We start from the raw sequence: 16,380 nt of genomic DNA on the forward strand, positions 1-16,380 counted from the left end.
TCACCCGGTGGGCGGCGCCGGGTCCTCCGGGCCGGTCGTCACCGGGTCGGAGGGGGCGGGGCCGCCCGTCGTGGGGTCCGGGCCGGGCGAGGACGGCGGGTCGCCCGGAGCGGGCTGCGAGGGCGCCGGTGTCGTGGGCGTCGGCTCCGGTCCTGGCGACGACGGAGGCGGGCCGCTCGGTGTGCCGGGGTGCGCGGTGCCCGGGCCGCCGGGGTGGCCGGAGGGCGAACCGCCGCCCGGGGCGGAGGGTGCGGGACCGTGGCCGTCGATGGTCACGACGGAACCGGCGGGTGAGATCGCCACGGTCGCGCTCCAGCGGCCGGAGGGCTCGCGCAGCTGGTCGACGTACACCCTGACCGTCACCGACTCGCCGGGCGCGAGCGTGCCCGACGACCGGCTCGGATAGAGCCAGGACGCTCCCGTCGACACGGACCAGCGGACCGGTTCGGCACCCGTCGCGGTCAGGGTGATCAGCGTGGTGTCGCCGCTGTGGCCGGCCGTGACGCCCAGCGCGGCGGCGCCCTCGCGCCCGGCTCCGGCGACGCTCACGACCTCCACGGACACGTCCGGCTCGCCGTCCTCACCGAATCCGGTGCCGGGCCGTGTGCTCGCGTTGCCGGTGCTCTCGTAGCCGCCCGCTCCCTCCCCCTCGAGGTCGAGGGGGCCGCCGTCCTCCCGCGCGAAGGCCGTGCGACCGTCCTGGGCCTCGCCCACCGGGGTGCCCCGGTAGGCGGCCCACAGGGCGAGCACCGGCGCGGCGACGACGGTGGCGACGACCGTCGTCGTGACGGCACGCGCGCGCAGCCGGTCCCGCCGGGCGACGCGGTCCTTGGGGTCCATCGGGAAACCGCGCCGGTCGAAGCGGGGCGCGGCGCCGCGCCCGCGCGGGTGGTGCGCCATGGCGGCGTGCAGGGCCGCTCCGGGCGCCGGGAGGACGGGGAGCGCGTCCGGTGTGACGCTGGTGCCGGGCCAGCGGCCGGGAACGGCCCGCCCGGCGGTACGGCGGCAGCGCGGGCAGTCGTCGACGTGCCGGACGAGCTCGCGGCGCAGGGTCGCGCTGAGCACGAACTGCCGGTCGCCGGTGAGATGCGCCACGCCCGGACAGGCGCCGGTCTCGACGACGGCGAGCGCCGCGCGGGTGCGTTCCACCTCGCAGGCCGCGGCGGCGAGCAGTTCGCGCGCGGCGGCCGGCTGCATGCCGAGCACGGCGGCGACCTCGTGGGCGGCGAGGTGGTGACGCACGGCGAGTTCGAGCGCCTCGCGCTGCTCGGGCGTGGTGCCGGCGGCCTCCGGCCAGGCCAGCTCGGCCAGTTCGCGGCGGCGCTGCTCCCGGACGTCCTCGGAGACGGCCGGGACGGTGGCGGTCCCGGCCGCCCGCCGGCCGGCGCGGCCCACGGCGTGGGTGGCCCGGCGTTTCTGCCTGGCCTCGGCCAGCTCGCGCAGACACGCCCAGCGGGCCAGGGCGTACAGCCAGGCCCTGCGGCTCCCGGGCTCCTCGGGGACGTGCCGCCCGCGGCGTTCCGCGAGCACGAGGACGTCGGCCAGGGCGGCGGTCGCCGCGTCGTGGTCGCACAGCACGGACAGGCAGTAGGTGAACAGGCCGTCCAGATCGGACTCGTAGCGGGTGGCCGGCCGCTGGGCCAGCGTGCGCGCGGCTCCGCGGTCGCGCACTTCCCGGTGCGTCCGGTGTGTTCCGGTCGTGCGGGTCGAGGTCTCCGGGCCGCTGCTCGTCATCCGGCGACCGTAGGCGGCGCGGGGCGGCGCCTTCCGGAGCCCTGCGCACTTTTAATCCGTACGGGTGAAACGATCCCTCTATCGGGGACAGGAACCTTTCGCTTCCCGTTCGCCGGCTCTCCGGGGCCGCCGCCCCGGACCCCGTTGCGGCCTGAACGGCCTCGTCCTCGGGCTCCCCCAGGGCCCCCGGACGGGCCGGAAACGCCCGGTCCCGTGCGACGGGCAAGGGTGCGGACGTCCCGTTGTCAGTGGGTGCCGTTACCGTTTTCGCATGGCTGCCCGTACCAAGACCACCAAGGACCGACCGTCCTACCGCTGCACCGAGTGCGGCTGGCAGACGGCCAAGTGGCTCGGTCGCTGCCCCGAGTGCCAGGCATGGGGGACGATCGAGGAGTACGGCGCGCCCGCGGTCCGTACGACGGCGCCCGGGCGGGTCACCACCTCCGCCCTGCCCATCGGCCAGGTCGACGGCCGTCAGGCCACCGCCCGCTCCACCGGCGTGCCCGAGCTGGACCGGGTGCTCGGCGGCGGCCTCGTGCCCGGCGCGGTGGTGCTGGTCGCGGGTGAGCCGGGCGTGGGCAAGTCCACACTGCTGCTGGACGTGGCGGCCAAGTCGGCGAGCGACGAGCACCGCACGCTGTACGTCACCGGGGAGGAGTCGGCGAGCCAGGTCCGGCTGCGCGCCGACCGCATCCACGCCATCGACGACCACCTGTACCTCGCCGCCGAGACGGATCTGTCCGCCGTGCTCGGCCACTTGGACGCGGTGAAGCCGTCCCTGCTGATCATGGACTCGGTGCAGACGGTGGCGTCCCCCGAGATCGACGGCGCCCCGGGCGGCATGGCCCAGGTCCGCGAGGTGGCCGGCGCGCTGATCCGGGCCTCCAAGGAGCGCGGGATGTCCACGCTCCTCGTGGGCCACGTCACCAAGGACGGCGCGATCGCCGGGCCGCGCCTGCTGGAGCACCTGGTGGACGTCGTCCTGCACTTCGAGGGCGACCGGCACGCGCGCCTGCGTCTGGTGCGCGGCGTCAAGAACCGCTACGGCACGACGGACGAGGTGGGCTGCTTCGAGCTGCACGACGAGGGCATCACGGGCCTGGCGGACCCCAGCGGACTTTTCCTGACCCGTCGTGCCGAACCGGTCCCGGGCACCTGCCTGACCGTCACCCTGGAGGGCCGCCGCCCCCTGGTCGCCGAAGTGCAGGCGCTCACGGTCGACTCGCAGATCCCCTCGCCCCGGCGCACCACGTCCGGCCTGGAGACCTCACGCGTGTCGATGATGCTGGCGGTGCTGGAACAGCGCGGCCGGATCAGCGCTTTGGGCAAACGGGACATCTACTCCGCGACGGTGGGCGGGGTGAAGCTCTCGGAACCGGCCGCGGACCTGGCCGTCGCGCTCGCGCTGGCGTCGGCGGCGAGCGACACCCCGCTGCCGAAGAACCTGGTCGCGATCGGCGAGGTCGGCCTCGCCGGCGAGGTGAGACGGGTCACGGGCGTCCAGCGCAGACTCGCCGAGGCACACCGTCTGGGCTTCACGCACGCCCTGGTACCGGGCGATCCGGGCAAGGCCCCGCCGGGCATGAAGGTGCTGGAAGTGGCGGACATAGGGGACGCGCTGCGGGTCCTTCCGCGCTCCCGTCGCCGAGAGGCCCCACGGGACGAGGAGGACCGCCGGTAGACTTTGCCCAGGTCTCGCCCGTCCGTACGAACCGAGTGTGCGGAGCGACGGCGCCCCAGAACCTGCGACCGGAGGAGTGCAGTGGCAGCCAACGACCGGGCGGCGGCTCCCGGAAAGTCCGGTGGGAGTGCCGGTTCCGATGGCCTGATGCGCGCCTCGCTGAGCGCCGTGGCACCCGGCACCGCCCTGCGTGACGGCCTGGAGCGCGTGCTCCGCGGCAACACCGGCGGTCTCATCGTGCTCGGTTCCGACAAGACCGTCGAGGCACTGTGCAGCGGCGGCTTCGTGCTGGACGTCGAGTTCACCGCGACCCGGCTGCGCGAGCTGTGCAAGCTGGACGGCGGCATCGTGCTGTCGTCCGACCTGTCCAAGATCCTGCGGGCGGGCGTCCAGCTGGTGCCGGACCCGACCATCCCCACCGAGGAGACCGGCACCCGGCACCGCACCGCCGACCGCGTCTCCAAGCAGGTCGGCTTCCCGGTCGTCTCCGTCTCCCAGTCGATGCGCCTGATCGCGCTGTACGTCGACGGCCACCGCCGGGTCCTGGAGGACTCGGCGGCGATCCTGTCCCGCGCCAACCAGGCGCTGGCCACCCTGGAGCGCTACAAGCTCCGTCTCGACGAGGTCGCGGGCACGCTGTCGGCGCTGGAGATCGAGGACCTGGTGACCGTCCGGGACGTCTCGGCGGTCGCGCAGCGGCTGGAGATGGTGCGCCGCATCGCCACCGAAATCGCCGAATACGTGGTCGAACTGGGCACCGACGGCCGTCTCCTCGCCCTTCAGCTGGACGAGTTGATCGCGGGCGTGGAACCGGAGCGCGAGCTGGTCGTACGGGACTACGTGCCCGAGCCCACCGCCAAGCGCTCCCGCACGGTCGACGAGGCGCTGCACGAGCTGAACGTGCTCACGCACGCGGAGTTGCTGGAGCTGCCGACGGTGGCCCGCGCACTGGGGTACACCGGCTCGCCCGAGACCCTGGACTCCGCGGTGTCCCCGCGCGGCTTCCGGCTGCTGGCGAAGGTGCCGCGGCTGCCGGGCGCGATCATCGACCGGCTGGTGGAGCACTTCGGCGGGCTGCAGAAGCTGCTCGCCGCGAGCGTGGACGATCTGCAGACGGTGGACGGGGTCGGCGAGGCGCGGGCGCGGAGCGTGCGCGAGGGACTGTCGCGGCTGGCGGAGAGCTCGATCCTCGAGCGGTACGTCTAGGACTGCCGTCACCGCGGGCAATCGTGCCTCCCCCAGTGCCTCAAGGGCCTGGGAGGTGCCCCCAGGGCGATGGGGGTCCCCCCGCTCGAGCGAAGCCGAGAGTGGGGGAGCAGCCGAGAGTGGGGGAGGCACCCCGCAAGCGGGGGAAAGCGAAACCCACCCCCAGCGGGCTAGTCGGCCTTCAGCACGAAGGACGTGCGCACCTTCTCGAAGCCCGGCGCCTTCGCCTCCACCAGGTAGGTCCCCGCTCCGGCCGCGCCGGCCTTCGGCGTCGCGCACTCCGGCGCACTCGCCTTGCGGTCCCACTTCACGGTGTAGGTGATGCTGTCCTCCGCGGGCACCCGGAACACCAGGCTCCGCGCCCCCTTCGGGCAGTCGTCCGACGCCCAGTACGCGTCGTCGCCACTCGCCGGAGTGATCGTCAACACCGCGTTGTCCGGCCCGAGATCGACCTTGCAGTCGCCCCCGGAGATGTTCCGCGCGGTGAGCAGGAACGTGGGCGTCTGCCCCGGCTCATAGGCGTTGTGGGAACTGCGCAGACTGAACTTCACCGCGTTCGCCGTGCAGTTGGGCAGTGAGGACCCCGATCCGGCCGGCAGCGCGTCACCCGCGCCGACCCCCGCCGACGTACCGCCCTCGGAACCACCGCCCGCGCTGCCCCCGGTACCGCCGTCCGATCCCCCGGCACCACCGGAGTCCGCGGGATCACCGTTGTCCCCGTCGTCACCGGACCCGGACGACGAGCCACCGGTACCACCGGAACCGCCCGAACCGTCGGAACCTCCGTCCCCCGACTCGTCGCGTCCGCCCGGCGCCTGACTGATCGCCGGCCCCGAACCCGACGGTCCCGGAGTGATGGAGGGCGCGGGATTCTTGCCGTTGGCCCCGTTGTCACGGTCGCCGCCGTCCCCGCCGCCGGAGACCACCACCCAGGTGATCAACAACGCCAACAGGGCCAGCACGGACAGCAGTACGGCCCTCCGCCGCCAGTAGATGGTGGAGGGAAGCGGCCCGACCGGATTGCGCAGAGATCCCACGGCGCAAACTGTACGAGAGATCGGCGCGTTCGCTTGCCGCACCCGCCGCTCCGAGCCCAACTTTTCCGGATCATCATTCCGGTAAGGGCCCGTCACCCCCTGTCTTTCGTCAGGGGTGACACGCGACGATCGCGGGGTGTGACCGTATCGGCGTCTCGCCTACGGTCCGTGACCATGGACTTCGTGGACAGCGGGCTCTACCGCGACATCACCGACTACGCGCAGGAGACCCCGGCATGGGCGCAGCACACGGCCGAGATCGGGACGGAGGCCGGACTGCTGGTGTTCGTCGCGCTGTTCGTCGCCGGCTGGTGGCGGGCGCGGCACGCCGACACCCACGCGTTCGCGATCGCGGCCCTTGCACCTCTGGCCACGGCTGTGGCGTACGTGTGCAGTGAGGTGCTCAAATCCGGTGTGACGGAGGAACGTCCGTGCCGTGCGGTCGCCGGCGCCGCCGCTTCCCTCGCGGAGTGTCCGCCGCGCGGCGACTGGTCGTTCCCCAGCAATCACGCGACGATCGCGGGCGCCTCGGCCCTGACCCTGGTCCTGGTCCGGCGCGCGCTCGTCTGGCTGACCGCACCGCTGGCCCTGCTGATGGCGTTCTCCCGGGTGTTCGTCGGCGTGCACTACCCGCACGACGTGGCCGCGGGCCTGCTGCTCGGCACGGTCGTCGCCTTCACCGTCGTACGACTGGGCACGCGTCCGGCGGTCCGGCTCGCGGAGGCGATGCGCGCCTCGTCGGCGTCCACCGCGCGGTGGCTCACCGGGCCGGGACCGGAAACCGTCGTCCGCGCGGCGCCGCCGTACGCCACGCACCGGCGCCGCTGAGCGGGTTCAGCTCGCCACCAGGCCCGCCTCGTAGGCGACGATCGCCGCCTGTACGCGATTGCGCACGCCGAGCCGGTCGAGGACCGCGCTGACGTACGCCTTCACGGTGCCCTCGACGAGATGCAGCCGGGCGGCGATCTCCGGGTTGGACAGTCCGGCTCCGACCAGGCCGAGCACCTCGCGTTCGCGCGGGCTCAGCACCGCCACGCGCTCGTGCGCCTCGGCCTCCCGGGCGAGCCGCCCGCCGCCGTCGGCTCCGCCCAGGCCCTCGATGACGTACCGGGCCACCTTGGGCGACAGGAAGGCCGCGCCGCCCGCCACCGCCCGTACACCCGCGATGAGTTCGTACGGGTCACCGGACTTGAGCAGGAAGCCGGTGGCGCCGCCGCCGAGGGCGCGGGCCACGTAGGCGCGTTCGGAGAAGGTGGTGAGCATGGCCACGGCCGTGCCGGGGACGGTGCGGCCGATCTCCTCGGCCGCCGCGAGCCCGTCCAGACGGGGCATGCGGATGTCGAGCAGCGCCACATCCGGGCGGTGTGCCTGCGCCAGCTCGACGGCCTCCCGCCCGTCGCCCGCCTCGGCGACGACCTCCGTCTCGCCGCTGCTCCCCAGGATGGCGCACACCCCGGCGCGCACCATCGCCTCGTCGTCGGCCAACAGGACCCTGATCACGGTGCGAACTCCTCGTACTCCTCCCGCCCTTCGCCGGACAGTCCGACGCGCGGGATCACATCCTTGGCGGCCAGGCGCCCCTCGTCGTCGAAGCAGAGCCGGAAGTGGTCGACGGAGACGAAGAGCTCGCCGCTCGCACGGTAGTAGCGGCAGTCGGTGCCCTCGGGTGGCGCGGGCGCGCGCTCCGTCGGCGGGTCCCGGACGTCCCGGTCCGGCAGCACCTGCGCGACCTCGCCGGCCGGCGCGCCCAGGCGCAGTCCCGCGTACGCGGCGGGCTCCAGCACCGCACGCGTCTCGGTGTACGCGTACCAGCCGATCGCCGAACCGACCAGGACGACGCCCGCACCGGCGGAGGCGCCGAGACCGGCGGCGACCCGGCGGCGGGCGCGGGTGAAGGGCGCGGACGGCGGGCGCGGTGGCCGGGCGGCCGTGTCCGCCCGGGCCGGGACGTACGCCCGGACCCGGTATCCGTCGGCGTGCGGGCCCGCCTCGAAGGTGCCGCCGACCGCGGTGACGGCGGCCCGCAGCCCGAGCAGGCCCGAACCTCCTCCGGGAGGCGGGGAACTCCGCTCGGCCGGCCGTCCGTTGGTGATGGTGACGGTCGCTCCTCGGACGTCGTCCCCCGTCACCGCGACGACGACGGGTGCGCCCGGCGCGTGCCGGGCCGCGTTGGTCAGCGCCTCCCTGGCCACCCGGTGCAGCAGCCGCTCGGCGACCCCGCCGGGTGCGACGGCCGTGTCCTGCCCGCCGGACTCCCAGCGCACCGGCAGCCCGGACTCCGCGGCGCGGGCGACGAGTTGCTCGACGTTCTCGCCGGCCGGGGCGAGCGGCACGGGTTCGTCGTCCTCGCGCAGCACGCCGATGATGCGGTGCAGCCGGTCCGTGGCGTCGGCGGCCGCCGCGCGCAGGTCGGACGCGGCGGCCCGGTGATGGCCGGGGAGGTCGGCGGCGACCTGGAGGGCGCCCGCGCGCAGGGCGATCAGGCTCAGCTCGTGGCCCAGCGAGTCGTGCATGTCCTGGGCGATCCTGGACCGCTCGCGCAGCCGGGCGCGTTCCTCGGTGAGCCGCTGCTCCTCCTCCAGGCGGGCCGCCCGCAGCCAGCCCGCCGCGGTGAGCTCGCGGCTCTGCCGCCAGTAGCGCCCGCCGAGCCAGGGGAAGACGCAGCCGAAGAGGAGGGTGCCGGTCAGGACCAGCCACTCGGGGACCGGATCGGGCCCGGTGAGCGCGATCTTCACAGTGCCGGCGCAGCCGACGGCGGCGAAGCACAGCGCCGCCGGGGCGGTGCGGTGCGCCCGCAGTCCGAGCAGCAGCGCGAACAGGCCGAGCGCGGGGCCGTAGGAGACGCTGAACAGCGCCGGGGCGAGGGCCAGGCTCAGCGCGGCAGCCAGCCCGAAGGCAGCCAGGGGCAGGCGCCGGGACACGGCGGTGGCGGCGGCGAGCACTCCGAGTCCGGCCAGCTGCTGCCAGAGCGCGCGCGGCTCGTTCATCCCGAGGCGGTGCGCGGTGAGCGCCGGCGCGGCGAGGGCCGCCCAGAGCAGGCAGCCCCTGCCGAGCGCGGCCGGGCGAGCACGTTCCATGCCCCCGACGCTACAAGCGGACGTCCCCGCGGCACTGCTGCCGATCGTCAGGTGCCCGTCACTCCCCGGGATGCTTCTTGTTCCCCCCACCTCCACCGTGGCGGTCCCCCCGCAGGCGGGCCCCGGCGTGGCAGGATCGACGGGTCATGACTGCTCCCACGAAGCCCCCGCACGGTGGCACCGCCGATTCCGCGTCCGAGCGTGCTCCCGGTGAGCCGCTGCACTCCCCCGTCATCGACTGGTTCGACGAGCACGCCCGGGATCTGCCGTGGCGGCGCCCGGAGGCCGGTGCGTGGGGGGTGATGGTCAGCGAGTTCATGCTCCAGCAGACCCCGGTCAACCGGGTCCTGCCCGTCTACGAGCAGTGGCTGGCCCGTTGGCCGCGCCCCGCCGACCTCGCCGCGGAGGCGCCCGGCGAGGCGGTCCGCGCCTGGGGCCGGCTCGGCTACCCGCGCCGCGCGCTCCGGCTGCACGGCGCCGCCGTCGCCATAACCGAACGGCACGGCGGCGACGTACCGGCCGACCACGCCCAGCTGCTGGCGCTGCCCGGCATCGGGGAGTACACGGCCGCGGCGGTGGCGTCGTTCGCGTACGGGCAGCGGCACGCGGTGCTGGACACCAACGTGCGCCGGGTGTTCGCCCGCGCGGTCACCGGCGCGCAGTACCCGCCGAACGCCACCACCGCCGCCGAGCGCCGGCTGGCCCGGGCCCTGCTGCCGGAGGACGCCGCGACCGCCGCGCGGTGGGCCGCCGCCTCCATGGAGCTGGGCGCGCTGGTGTGCACGGCGAAGAACGAGTCGTGCCAGCGCTGCCCGATCGCCGCGCAGTGCGCCTGGCGGCTGGCGGGCAAGCCCGCCCACGACGGCCCGCCGCGCCGGGGCCAGACGTACGCGGGCACGGACCGTCAGGTCCGCGGGCGGCTGCTGGCCGTGTTGCGGGAGGCGCACGGTCCGGTGCCGCAGGCCGCGCTGGACCGGGTGTGGCACGAGCCGGTGCAGCGTGCCCGCGCGCTGGACGGCCTGGTCGCCGACGGTCTGGTGGAGCCGCTGCCGGGCGGTCTGTACCGGCTGCCGATGACCTGACGTTCCGTACAGCCGGCCCACACGCGCATCCGATGTCGGATACAGCCGGTCCCCACACATCCGACGTCGGATACGGCCGGCCCACACACACCACACCGGTACGGCCGGCTCACACACACCACACCGGTGCGGCTGGCCATATCGGCCCATAACACCCTCAACCGGTCGCCCGCTTTACCCCGTTCCTCCTTCCGTTACACAACCGACGGACAGCCGAGGGCTTCCCGCAGGCTGCTTCGCACAGCGCCGTGACAACGCCTCCGTACCTTCGATCACGTGCTCGACAAGAGCACGACGACCACGGAACACAGGCAGGACAACCGGCCCGCGCGGGCGGGCCGGCACGGGGAGCGGGAGGCGGTTCACCATGGCGCAGGACACGGTGCGGGGCGAGGTGCTCGCATTCGAGGAGTACGTCCGCACCCGGCAGGACGCACTGCTGCGCAGCGCCCGCCGCCTGGTCCCGGACCCCGTCGACGCGCAGGACCTGCTGCAGACCGCGCTGGCCCGGACGTACGGCCGCTGGGAGACCATCGAGGACAAGCGGCTGGCCGACGCCTATCTGCGCCGGGTCATGATCAATACGCGGACGGAGTGGTGGCGGGCCCGCAAGCTGGAGGAGGTGCCCACCGAGCAGCTCCCGGACGCCTGTGTGGACGACTCCACCGAGCAGCACGCCGACCGCGCCCTGCTGATGGACATCATGAAGGTCCTCGCCCCGAAGCAGCGCAGTGTCGTGGTGCTGCGACACTGGGAGCAGATGTCCACGGACGAGACGGCCGCCGCCCTCGGCATGTCGGCCGGAACGGTCAAGAGCACGTTGCACCGGGCGCTCGCCCGGCTCCGCGAGGAGCTGGAGGCACGCGATCTGGACGCACGCGCGCTGGAGCGTGAGGAGCGGGAGCGTTGCGCGGCCTGACCGGCGCGGGGCCCACACGGGCCCGGAGCACCGCCCGGGCGGCGAGCACGGCGACGGCCGTGCTCGCCGCCGCCGTCCTGTTCGCCGCCGGCTGCGGCACGGGCGGCACCGGCGCGCGGGACGAGGGCCCGGCGCACGCGGACTCCGTGGCGAGCGCCCCCGCCGCGGCGTCGGTGCAGCCCTCACGGACCCCCGACCGGGTGGACGCGGTCCGGCTGATCAAGGCCGACCCGGCGGTCTCGGCGGAGGTCAAGCGGGAGCTGAAGCCGTGCGTCGCCGACGAGTACCCCGTCGACGTGAGCTACGGAAACCTCACCCGAGGAGCCGTCGACGACGTCGTCGTCAACGTGTTGACCTGCGGGGACGCGGTGGGCGTCGGCTCGTACGTGTACCGCGAGCAGGGCGGCGCGTATGTGAACGTGTTCTCGGCCGAGGAGCCCCCGGTGTACGCGGAGATCGACCGCGGGGACCTGGTGGTGACCAAGCAGGTGTACGACCGGGGCGACCCGGTGTCGAGCCCGTCCGGGGAGAACGTGATCACATACCGCTGGGGCCCGGGCCGGTTCGCCGAGGAGTACCGGACGCACAACGACTACGGACAGGTGGCCGGCACGGAGCCGACACCGATGCCCGCCGGCTGAGACATGGCCCACGGCGTGAACCGGCGGGGCCGCCCGGACCGATGAACGGGTGAACCCGCGGCGCGGCCCCCGCGTCCGTGTGGTGGGCGAGAAAAGCACGCGCGCACCGATCCGAGATCACACGAGGACTGAGAGCACCGGGATGGCAGACCAGACCCACGTCCTGTTCGTCGAGGACGACGACGTCATCCGCGAGGCCACCCAGCTCGCCCTGGAGCGGGACGGCTTCGCGGTCACCGCGATGCCCGACGGGCTGTCGGGCCTGGAGGCGTTCCGCACGGACCGTCCCGACATCGCGCTGCTCGACGTGATGGTTCCCGGGCTCGACGGGGTCAGCCTGTGCCGGCGCATCCGGGACGAGTCGACCGTGCCGGTGATCATGCTGTCGGCGCGGGCCGACTCCATCGACGTGGTGCTGGGCCTGGAGGCGGGCGCCGACGACTACGTGACCAAGCCGTTCGACAGTGCCGTGCTCGTGGCACGGATCCGCGCGGTGCTGCGCCGCTTCGGGCGCGCGAACGGCGGCCGGGAGGACGCGGCGGGACCGGGTGACGGAGGTGTGCTGGCCTTCGGCGAACTGGAGGTCGACACCGGGGGCATGGAGGTGCGCCGGGCGGGGAAGCCGGTGGCGCTGACGCCGACCGAGATGCGGCTGCTGCTGGAGTTCTCCGCGGCGCCGGGCACCGTGCTCTCCCGCGACAAGCTGCTCGAACGGGTGTGGGAGTACGGCTGGGGCGGTGACACCCGGGTCGTCGACGTCCATGTGCAGCGGCTGCGCACGAAGATCGGCCAGGACCGCATCGAGACGGTCCGCGGCTTCGGCTACAAACTGAAGGCCTGAGAGAAGACGATGCGGGGGTACTTCCGGCGCCTGGTGGCGGCGTGCGTCGACCGGGCGGGCATAGGTACGGGTCTGCGGTGGAAGCTCAGCGCCGCCATCGCGCTGGTCGGGGCGCTGGTGGCGATCGCGCTGAGCCTGGTCGTGCACAACGCGGCCCGGGTGTCGATGCTGGACAACGCGCGCGACCTGGCGGACGAGCGCATCATGATCGCCCAGCGCAACTACGAGCTGTCGGGGCGGCTGAACTTCCCCAACACCAAGATCGACGACTCGGAGCTGCCGGAGGAGCTGCGGGAGAAGGCCGAGGCCGGCCGGCGGGCGACCTACGTGGCCGAGCGGCCGGGCGGGGCGCCGGACATCTGGGCGGCGGTGCCGCTGAAGAACGGGCACGTGATGTCCCTGCACTCCGGTTTCACGGACCGCAGCTCGAACATCCTCAAGGACCTCGACCAGGCCCTGGTGATCGGCTCCAGCGCGGTCGTGCTGGGCGGCAGCGCGCTCGGGGTGTTCATCGGCGGGCATCTGTCGCGGCGGCTGCGGAAGGCGGCCACGGCCGCCAACCGGGTCGCCAAGGGCGAGACGGACGTCCGGGTGCGCGAGGCCATCGGCGGGGTGGTGCGCGACGAGACCGACGACCTGGCCAGCGCGGTGGACGCCATGGCGGACGCGCTGCGGCAGCGGCTGGAGGCCGAGCGCCGGGTCACCGCCGACATCGCGCACGAGCTGCGCACCCCCGTGACCGGTCTGCTCACCGCCGCCGAGCTGCTGCCGCCGGGCCGGCCGACCGAGCTGGTGCTGGACCGGGCCAAGGCGATGCGCACCCTCGTCGAGGACGTCCTGGAGGTGGCCCGGCTGGACAGCGCCTCCGAGCGGGCCGAACTGCAGGACATCCTGCTGGGCGAGTTCGTCGCCCGGCGGGTCAGGGCGAAGGACCCGGACGTCACGGTGCGGGTGGTGCACGAGTCGGAGGTCACCACCGACCCGCGGCGCCTGGAGCGGGTGCTGTTCAACCTGCTCGCCAACGCCGCCCGGCACGGCAGGCCGCCCATCGAGGTGAGTGTCGAGGGCCGGGTCGTCCGGGTCCGCGACCACGGGCCCGGCTTCCCCGAGGACCTGCTCGCCGAGGGGCCGAGCCGCTTCCGCACCGGCAGCGCCGACCGGGCCGGCTGCGGCCACGGGCTGGGCCTGACCATCGCGGCGGGTCAGGCCCGGGTGCTGGGCGCGCGGCTGACCTTCCGCAACGTACGGCCGGCGGGGGCGCCGGACGACGCGCCGGCCGAAGGCGCGGTCGCCGTGCTGTGGCTGCCCGAACACGCGCCGACGAACACCGGGAGCTATCCCATGCTGGGCCAGTAGCGGGAGCGGTTCAGCAGGACCAGTCCTTGTCCATGTCGAGACCGCCCTCGCGGGGCTGGGTGAAGGAGAACCAGTTGCCCGAGTCGTCGCGGAACAGCGCCTCGGTGCCGTACGGGCGCTCCTGCGGCTCCTGGATGAACTCGACCCCGCGGTCCTTGAGCTCGGCGTAGTCACCGTGGATGTCGTCGGTGGTCAGCACGCCCGGGCCGAGCGCTCCCTTGGCCACCAACTTCTTGATCATCTCGGCGGACTCGGGGTCCATGCCCGCGCCGGGGACCATCAGGGTCAGTTCGACGTCGGGCTGCTTCGGCGAGCCGACGGTGAGCCAGCGCATGCCGCCCTCGCCCAGGGTCATGTCGGTGCGGACCTCCAGGCCCAGCTTCTCGGTGTAGAACTCCTTCGCCCGGTCCTGGTCGAGGACCCAGACGGTGGTGATGGCGAGACCCTTGATCATGGCGTACTCCCGTTTCGCTGCCGTTCCTCCAGTGCCCTGTCACCGTAGGCAGCGCCGCCGTCAGTCCGCTTCTCCGGAATTGCGCTGTCCCGCGGCCCTGCCCGGACCGGGGCGGTGTCCGCCGAGCCAGTGCATGGCGTAGCAGCCCGGGATCAGGGCGGCACCGCGGCCCACGTGCCGGGTGCGGTACTCGCTGGGGGTGAGGCCGGTCCAGGTCTTGAACCGCGCCGAGAAGGTGCCCAGGCTACTGAAACCGACCAGGTGGCAGATCTCCGTCACCGACAGGTTCGCGGTGCGCAGCAGGTCCTCGGCGCGCTCGATGCGGCGGTGCGTGAGGTACTGGCCCGGCGTCTCGCCGTAGGTCTCCCTGAAGGCGCGTATGAAGTGGTAGCGCGAATATCCGGCGTGCGCGGCGATCGCGGCCAGGTCGAGGTCCGGGTCGGCCCAGTCCCGGTCCATCGCGTCCTTGGCCAGCCTCAGCTGCCGCGCCTTGTTCATGCGACCGATGGTGGCACGGGGCACTGACATCGACGCTGGTACCCGGGGTCCGGTGGTCGTGGCCCGGGCACCGACTGACGACGGGGCCGGACCTGCGCAGGGGGAAGGCCCCCGGTGGTCACAGGGCGTGCCGCCGGGGGCCTTGGTGCCGGCCGGGAGGGTCAGACGGGCTCGGTCACCGCCGCCGCTGCCGGTGCGCCGTCGTCGGTGTCCCCCTTCGCGGGGCCCGCGCCCTTCAGCGGGACCTCCTTCACGAACACCGCCGCCACCAGCGAGAGCACCGCGATCACGGCACCCAGGAGGAACGCCGAGTGGGTGCCCGAGGACACCGCCTGCTGGTACGCCTCGCGGATCGCTTCCGGCAGTGCCTTCAGGCCGTCCGCGTCCAGCTGGGCGGACTGCTCGGTCACCTTGGAGCCCAGCGCGCCGGCCCTCTCGGCCATGACGTCCTGGACGCGGTTGTTGAACAGCGCGCCCATGATCGCGACGCCGAAGGACGCGCCGAGGGTGCGGAAGAGGGTTGCGGACGAGGACGCCACGCCCATGTCCTTCATCTCGACGCTGTTCTGCGCGACCAGCATGGTGATCTGCATCAGGCAGCCCATGCCGAGACCGACCACGGCCATGAAGACACCGGAGGTGAACCGGGAGGTCCCGGTGTCCATCGTGGACAGCAGGTACAGCCCGACGGCCATCAGCGCGCCGCCGAGCAGCGGGAAGATCTTGTACCGGCCGGTGTTGGTGGTCACCCGGCCCGAGACCATCGAGGTCACCAGCATCGCGCCGAGCATCGGTAGGAGCAGCAGACCGGAGTTGGTGGCGGAGGCGCCCTGCACGGCCTGCTGGTACAGCGGCAGGAAGAGGGTCGCGCCGAACATCACGAAACCGGTGATGAAGCCGATGACGGACATCAGCGTGAAGTTGCGGCTGCGGAAGATGTGCAGCGGGAGGACCGGCTCGGCCGCCCTGGTCTGCCAGAACACGAAGCCCACGAGGGAGGCGACGCCGAGGCCGATCAGCTCCATGATCCGCGCGGAGGTCCAGGCGTACTCCGTGCCGCCCCAGGTGGTGACCAGCACGACGGCGGTGATGCCGACGGTCAGCAGCACGATGCCGAGGTAGTCGATACCGGCCTTGGCCCTCTTCTTCGGCAGGTGCAGTACGGCGCCCACGGCGGCCAGCGCGATCACGCCGAGCGGCAGGTTGATGTAGAAGGCCCAGCGCCAGCCCCAGTGGTCGGTGATGGTGCCGCCGACCAGGGGTCCGCCGATCATGGCCAGCGCCATCACGGCGGCCATCATGCCCTGGTACTTGCCGCGCTCCCGGGGCGGGATCAGATCGCCGATGATCGCCATGACGCCGACCATCAGACCGCCGGCGCCCAGACCCTGCACCGCGCGGAAGCCGATCAGCTGGCCCATGTCCTGGGCCATGCCGCTGAGCGCGGAGCCGATCAGGAAGATCACGATGGACGTCATGAACGTGGTCTTGCGCCCGTACATGTCACCGAGCTTGCCCCAGACCGGGGTGGCGGCCGCGGTGGCCAGGGTGTAGGCGGTGACCACCCAGGACAGGTGCTCCAGTCCGCCCAGCTCGCCCACGATCGTCGGCATCGCCGTACCGATGATCATGTTGTCGAGCATCGCGAGCATCATCGCGATCATGAGTGCGAGCAGGACCACCCGCACGCTCTTCGGCTGTTTGCCGGTGTCCGTCTCCACGGCCCCCGCCGCTGGTGTGTCCGCCATGATTCCTTCCCCCCCCCGGCCACGGTCGAGTGACCAGTGCTACTTACTTGCCGCCCGGCTAGTTCACTACACTGGGAAGTTAGTCGCGTAACTAGCCGGGCGTCAA

The 16,380-nt window shown here is 73.3% G+C and carries 15 protein-coding genes; 8 read left to right on the forward strand and 7 right to left on the reverse strand.

Annotation, left to right across the window (positions count from 1 at the left end; genetic code table 11):
- Positions 1–1,734 (reverse strand): hypothetical protein, encoded by a 1,734-nt coding sequence (locus tag KUM38_RS40790; protein ID WP_217137208.1) that lies wholly within the window; start codon positions 1,732–1,734, stop codon positions 1–3.
- Between the two features lie 271 nt (positions 1,735–2,005).
- On the opposite strand from KUM38_RS40790, the gene radA reads away from it, so the two are divergent.
- Together radA and disA are read left to right on the forward strand one after the other, a co-directional pair.
- Positions 2,006–3,415: a DNA repair protein RadA gene (gene radA / locus KUM38_RS40795; RefSeq protein WP_217137209.1), complete on the forward strand. Its 1,410-nt coding sequence runs from the start codon at positions 2,006–2,008 to the stop codon at positions 3,413–3,415.
- Between the two features lie 81 nt (positions 3,416–3,496).
- Positions 3,497–4,621 (forward strand): DNA integrity scanning diadenylate cyclase DisA, encoded by a 1,125-nt coding sequence (gene disA / locus KUM38_RS40800; RefSeq protein WP_217137210.1) that lies wholly within the window; start codon positions 3,497–3,499, stop codon positions 4,619–4,621.
- Between the two features lie 170 nt (positions 4,622–4,791).
- Here disA and KUM38_RS40805 read toward each other — a convergent pair whose 3' ends face one another.
- Positions 4,792–5,658 (reverse strand): hypothetical protein, encoded by an 867-nt coding sequence (locus KUM38_RS40805; RefSeq protein ID WP_217137211.1) that lies wholly within the window; start codon positions 5,656–5,658, stop codon positions 4,792–4,794.
- Positions 5,659–5,832: 174 nt separating this feature from the next.
- On the opposite strand from KUM38_RS40805, the gene KUM38_RS40810 reads away from it, so the two are divergent.
- Positions 5,833–6,486 (forward strand): phosphatase PAP2 family protein, encoded by a 654-nt coding sequence (locus KUM38_RS40810; protein ID WP_217137212.1) that lies wholly within the window; start codon positions 5,833–5,835, stop codon positions 6,484–6,486.
- A 6-nt stretch (positions 6,487–6,492) separates the two neighbouring features.
- On the opposite strand, the gene KUM38_RS40815 is transcribed toward KUM38_RS40810, so the two are convergent.
- Positions 6,493–7,158 (reverse strand): response regulator transcription factor, encoded by a 666-nt coding sequence (locus tag KUM38_RS40815; protein ID WP_217137213.1) that lies wholly within the window; start codon positions 7,156–7,158, stop codon positions 6,493–6,495.
- On the reverse strand, positions 7,155–8,735 hold the full coding sequence (locus tag KUM38_RS40820) for a sensor histidine kinase (protein ID WP_217137214.1): 1,581 nt from the start codon (positions 8,733–8,735) through the stop codon (positions 7,155–7,157). Before KUM38_RS40820 ends, KUM38_RS40815 begins: the two co-directional genes overlap by 4 nt.
- A 146-nt stretch (positions 8,736–8,881) precedes the next feature.
- Here KUM38_RS40820 and KUM38_RS40825 point away from each other — a divergent pair, with 146 nt between their 5' ends.
- The 5 genes from KUM38_RS40825 (at position 8,882) to cseC (ending at position 13,574) form a co-directional block, all read left to right on the forward strand.
- Positions 8,882–9,817, forward strand: coding sequence for an A/G-specific adenine glycosylase (locus KUM38_RS40825; protein ID WP_217137215.1), 936 nt, complete (start codon positions 8,882–8,884; stop codon positions 9,815–9,817).
- Between the two features lie 367 nt (positions 9,818–10,184).
- The gene (locus KUM38_RS40830; RefSeq protein WP_217137216.1) at positions 10,185–10,736 is read left to right on the forward strand and encodes a SigE family RNA polymerase sigma factor; all 552 of its coding nucleotides are present in this window, start codon (positions 10,185–10,187) and stop codon (positions 10,734–10,736) included.
- Positions 10,724–11,377, forward strand: coding sequence for a hypothetical protein (locus KUM38_RS40835; RefSeq protein ID WP_217137217.1), 654 nt, complete (start codon positions 10,724–10,726; stop codon positions 11,375–11,377). The genes KUM38_RS40830 and KUM38_RS40835 overlap by 13 nt, the downstream gene beginning before the upstream one ends.
- Before the next feature lie 142 nt (positions 11,378–11,519).
- Positions 11,520–12,218, forward strand: a complete 699-nt coding sequence (cseB, locus tag KUM38_RS40840; RefSeq protein WP_217137218.1) for a two-component system response regulator CseB — start codon at positions 11,520–11,522, stop codon at positions 12,216–12,218.
- Positions 12,219–12,227: 9 nt separating this feature from the next.
- On the forward strand, positions 12,228–13,574 hold the full coding sequence (cseC, locus tag KUM38_RS40845; RefSeq protein ID WP_217137219.1) for a two-component system sensor histidine kinase CseC: 1,347 nt from the start codon (positions 12,228–12,230) through the stop codon (positions 13,572–13,574).
- Between the two features lie 10 nt (positions 13,575–13,584).
- Here the strand turns inward: cseC and KUM38_RS40850 are convergent, their stop codons facing one another.
- The 3 genes from KUM38_RS40850 to KUM38_RS40860 form a co-directional block, all read right to left on the reverse strand.
- On the reverse strand, positions 13,585–14,028 hold the full coding sequence (locus KUM38_RS40850) for a VOC family protein (RefSeq protein ID WP_217137220.1): 444 nt from the start codon (positions 14,026–14,028) through the stop codon (positions 13,585–13,587).
- Positions 14,029–14,088: 60 nt separating this feature from the next.
- Complete coding sequence (locus KUM38_RS40855; protein ID WP_217137221.1) at positions 14,089–14,526, reverse strand: helix-turn-helix transcriptional regulator; 438 nt, start codon at positions 14,524–14,526, stop codon at positions 14,089–14,091.
- Between the two features lie 161 nt (positions 14,527–14,687).
- Positions 14,688–16,274 (reverse strand): MDR family MFS transporter, encoded by a 1,587-nt coding sequence (locus KUM38_RS40860; protein ID WP_217137222.1) that lies wholly within the window; start codon positions 16,272–16,274, stop codon positions 14,688–14,690.
- Between the last annotated feature and the right edge of the window lie 106 nt (positions 16,275–16,380).

The sequence above is a fragment of the Streptomyces sp. AC558_RSS880 genome, assembly GCF_019049255.1.
Classification (GTDB): Bacteria; Actinomycetota; Actinomycetes; order Streptomycetales; family Streptomycetaceae; genus Streptomyces.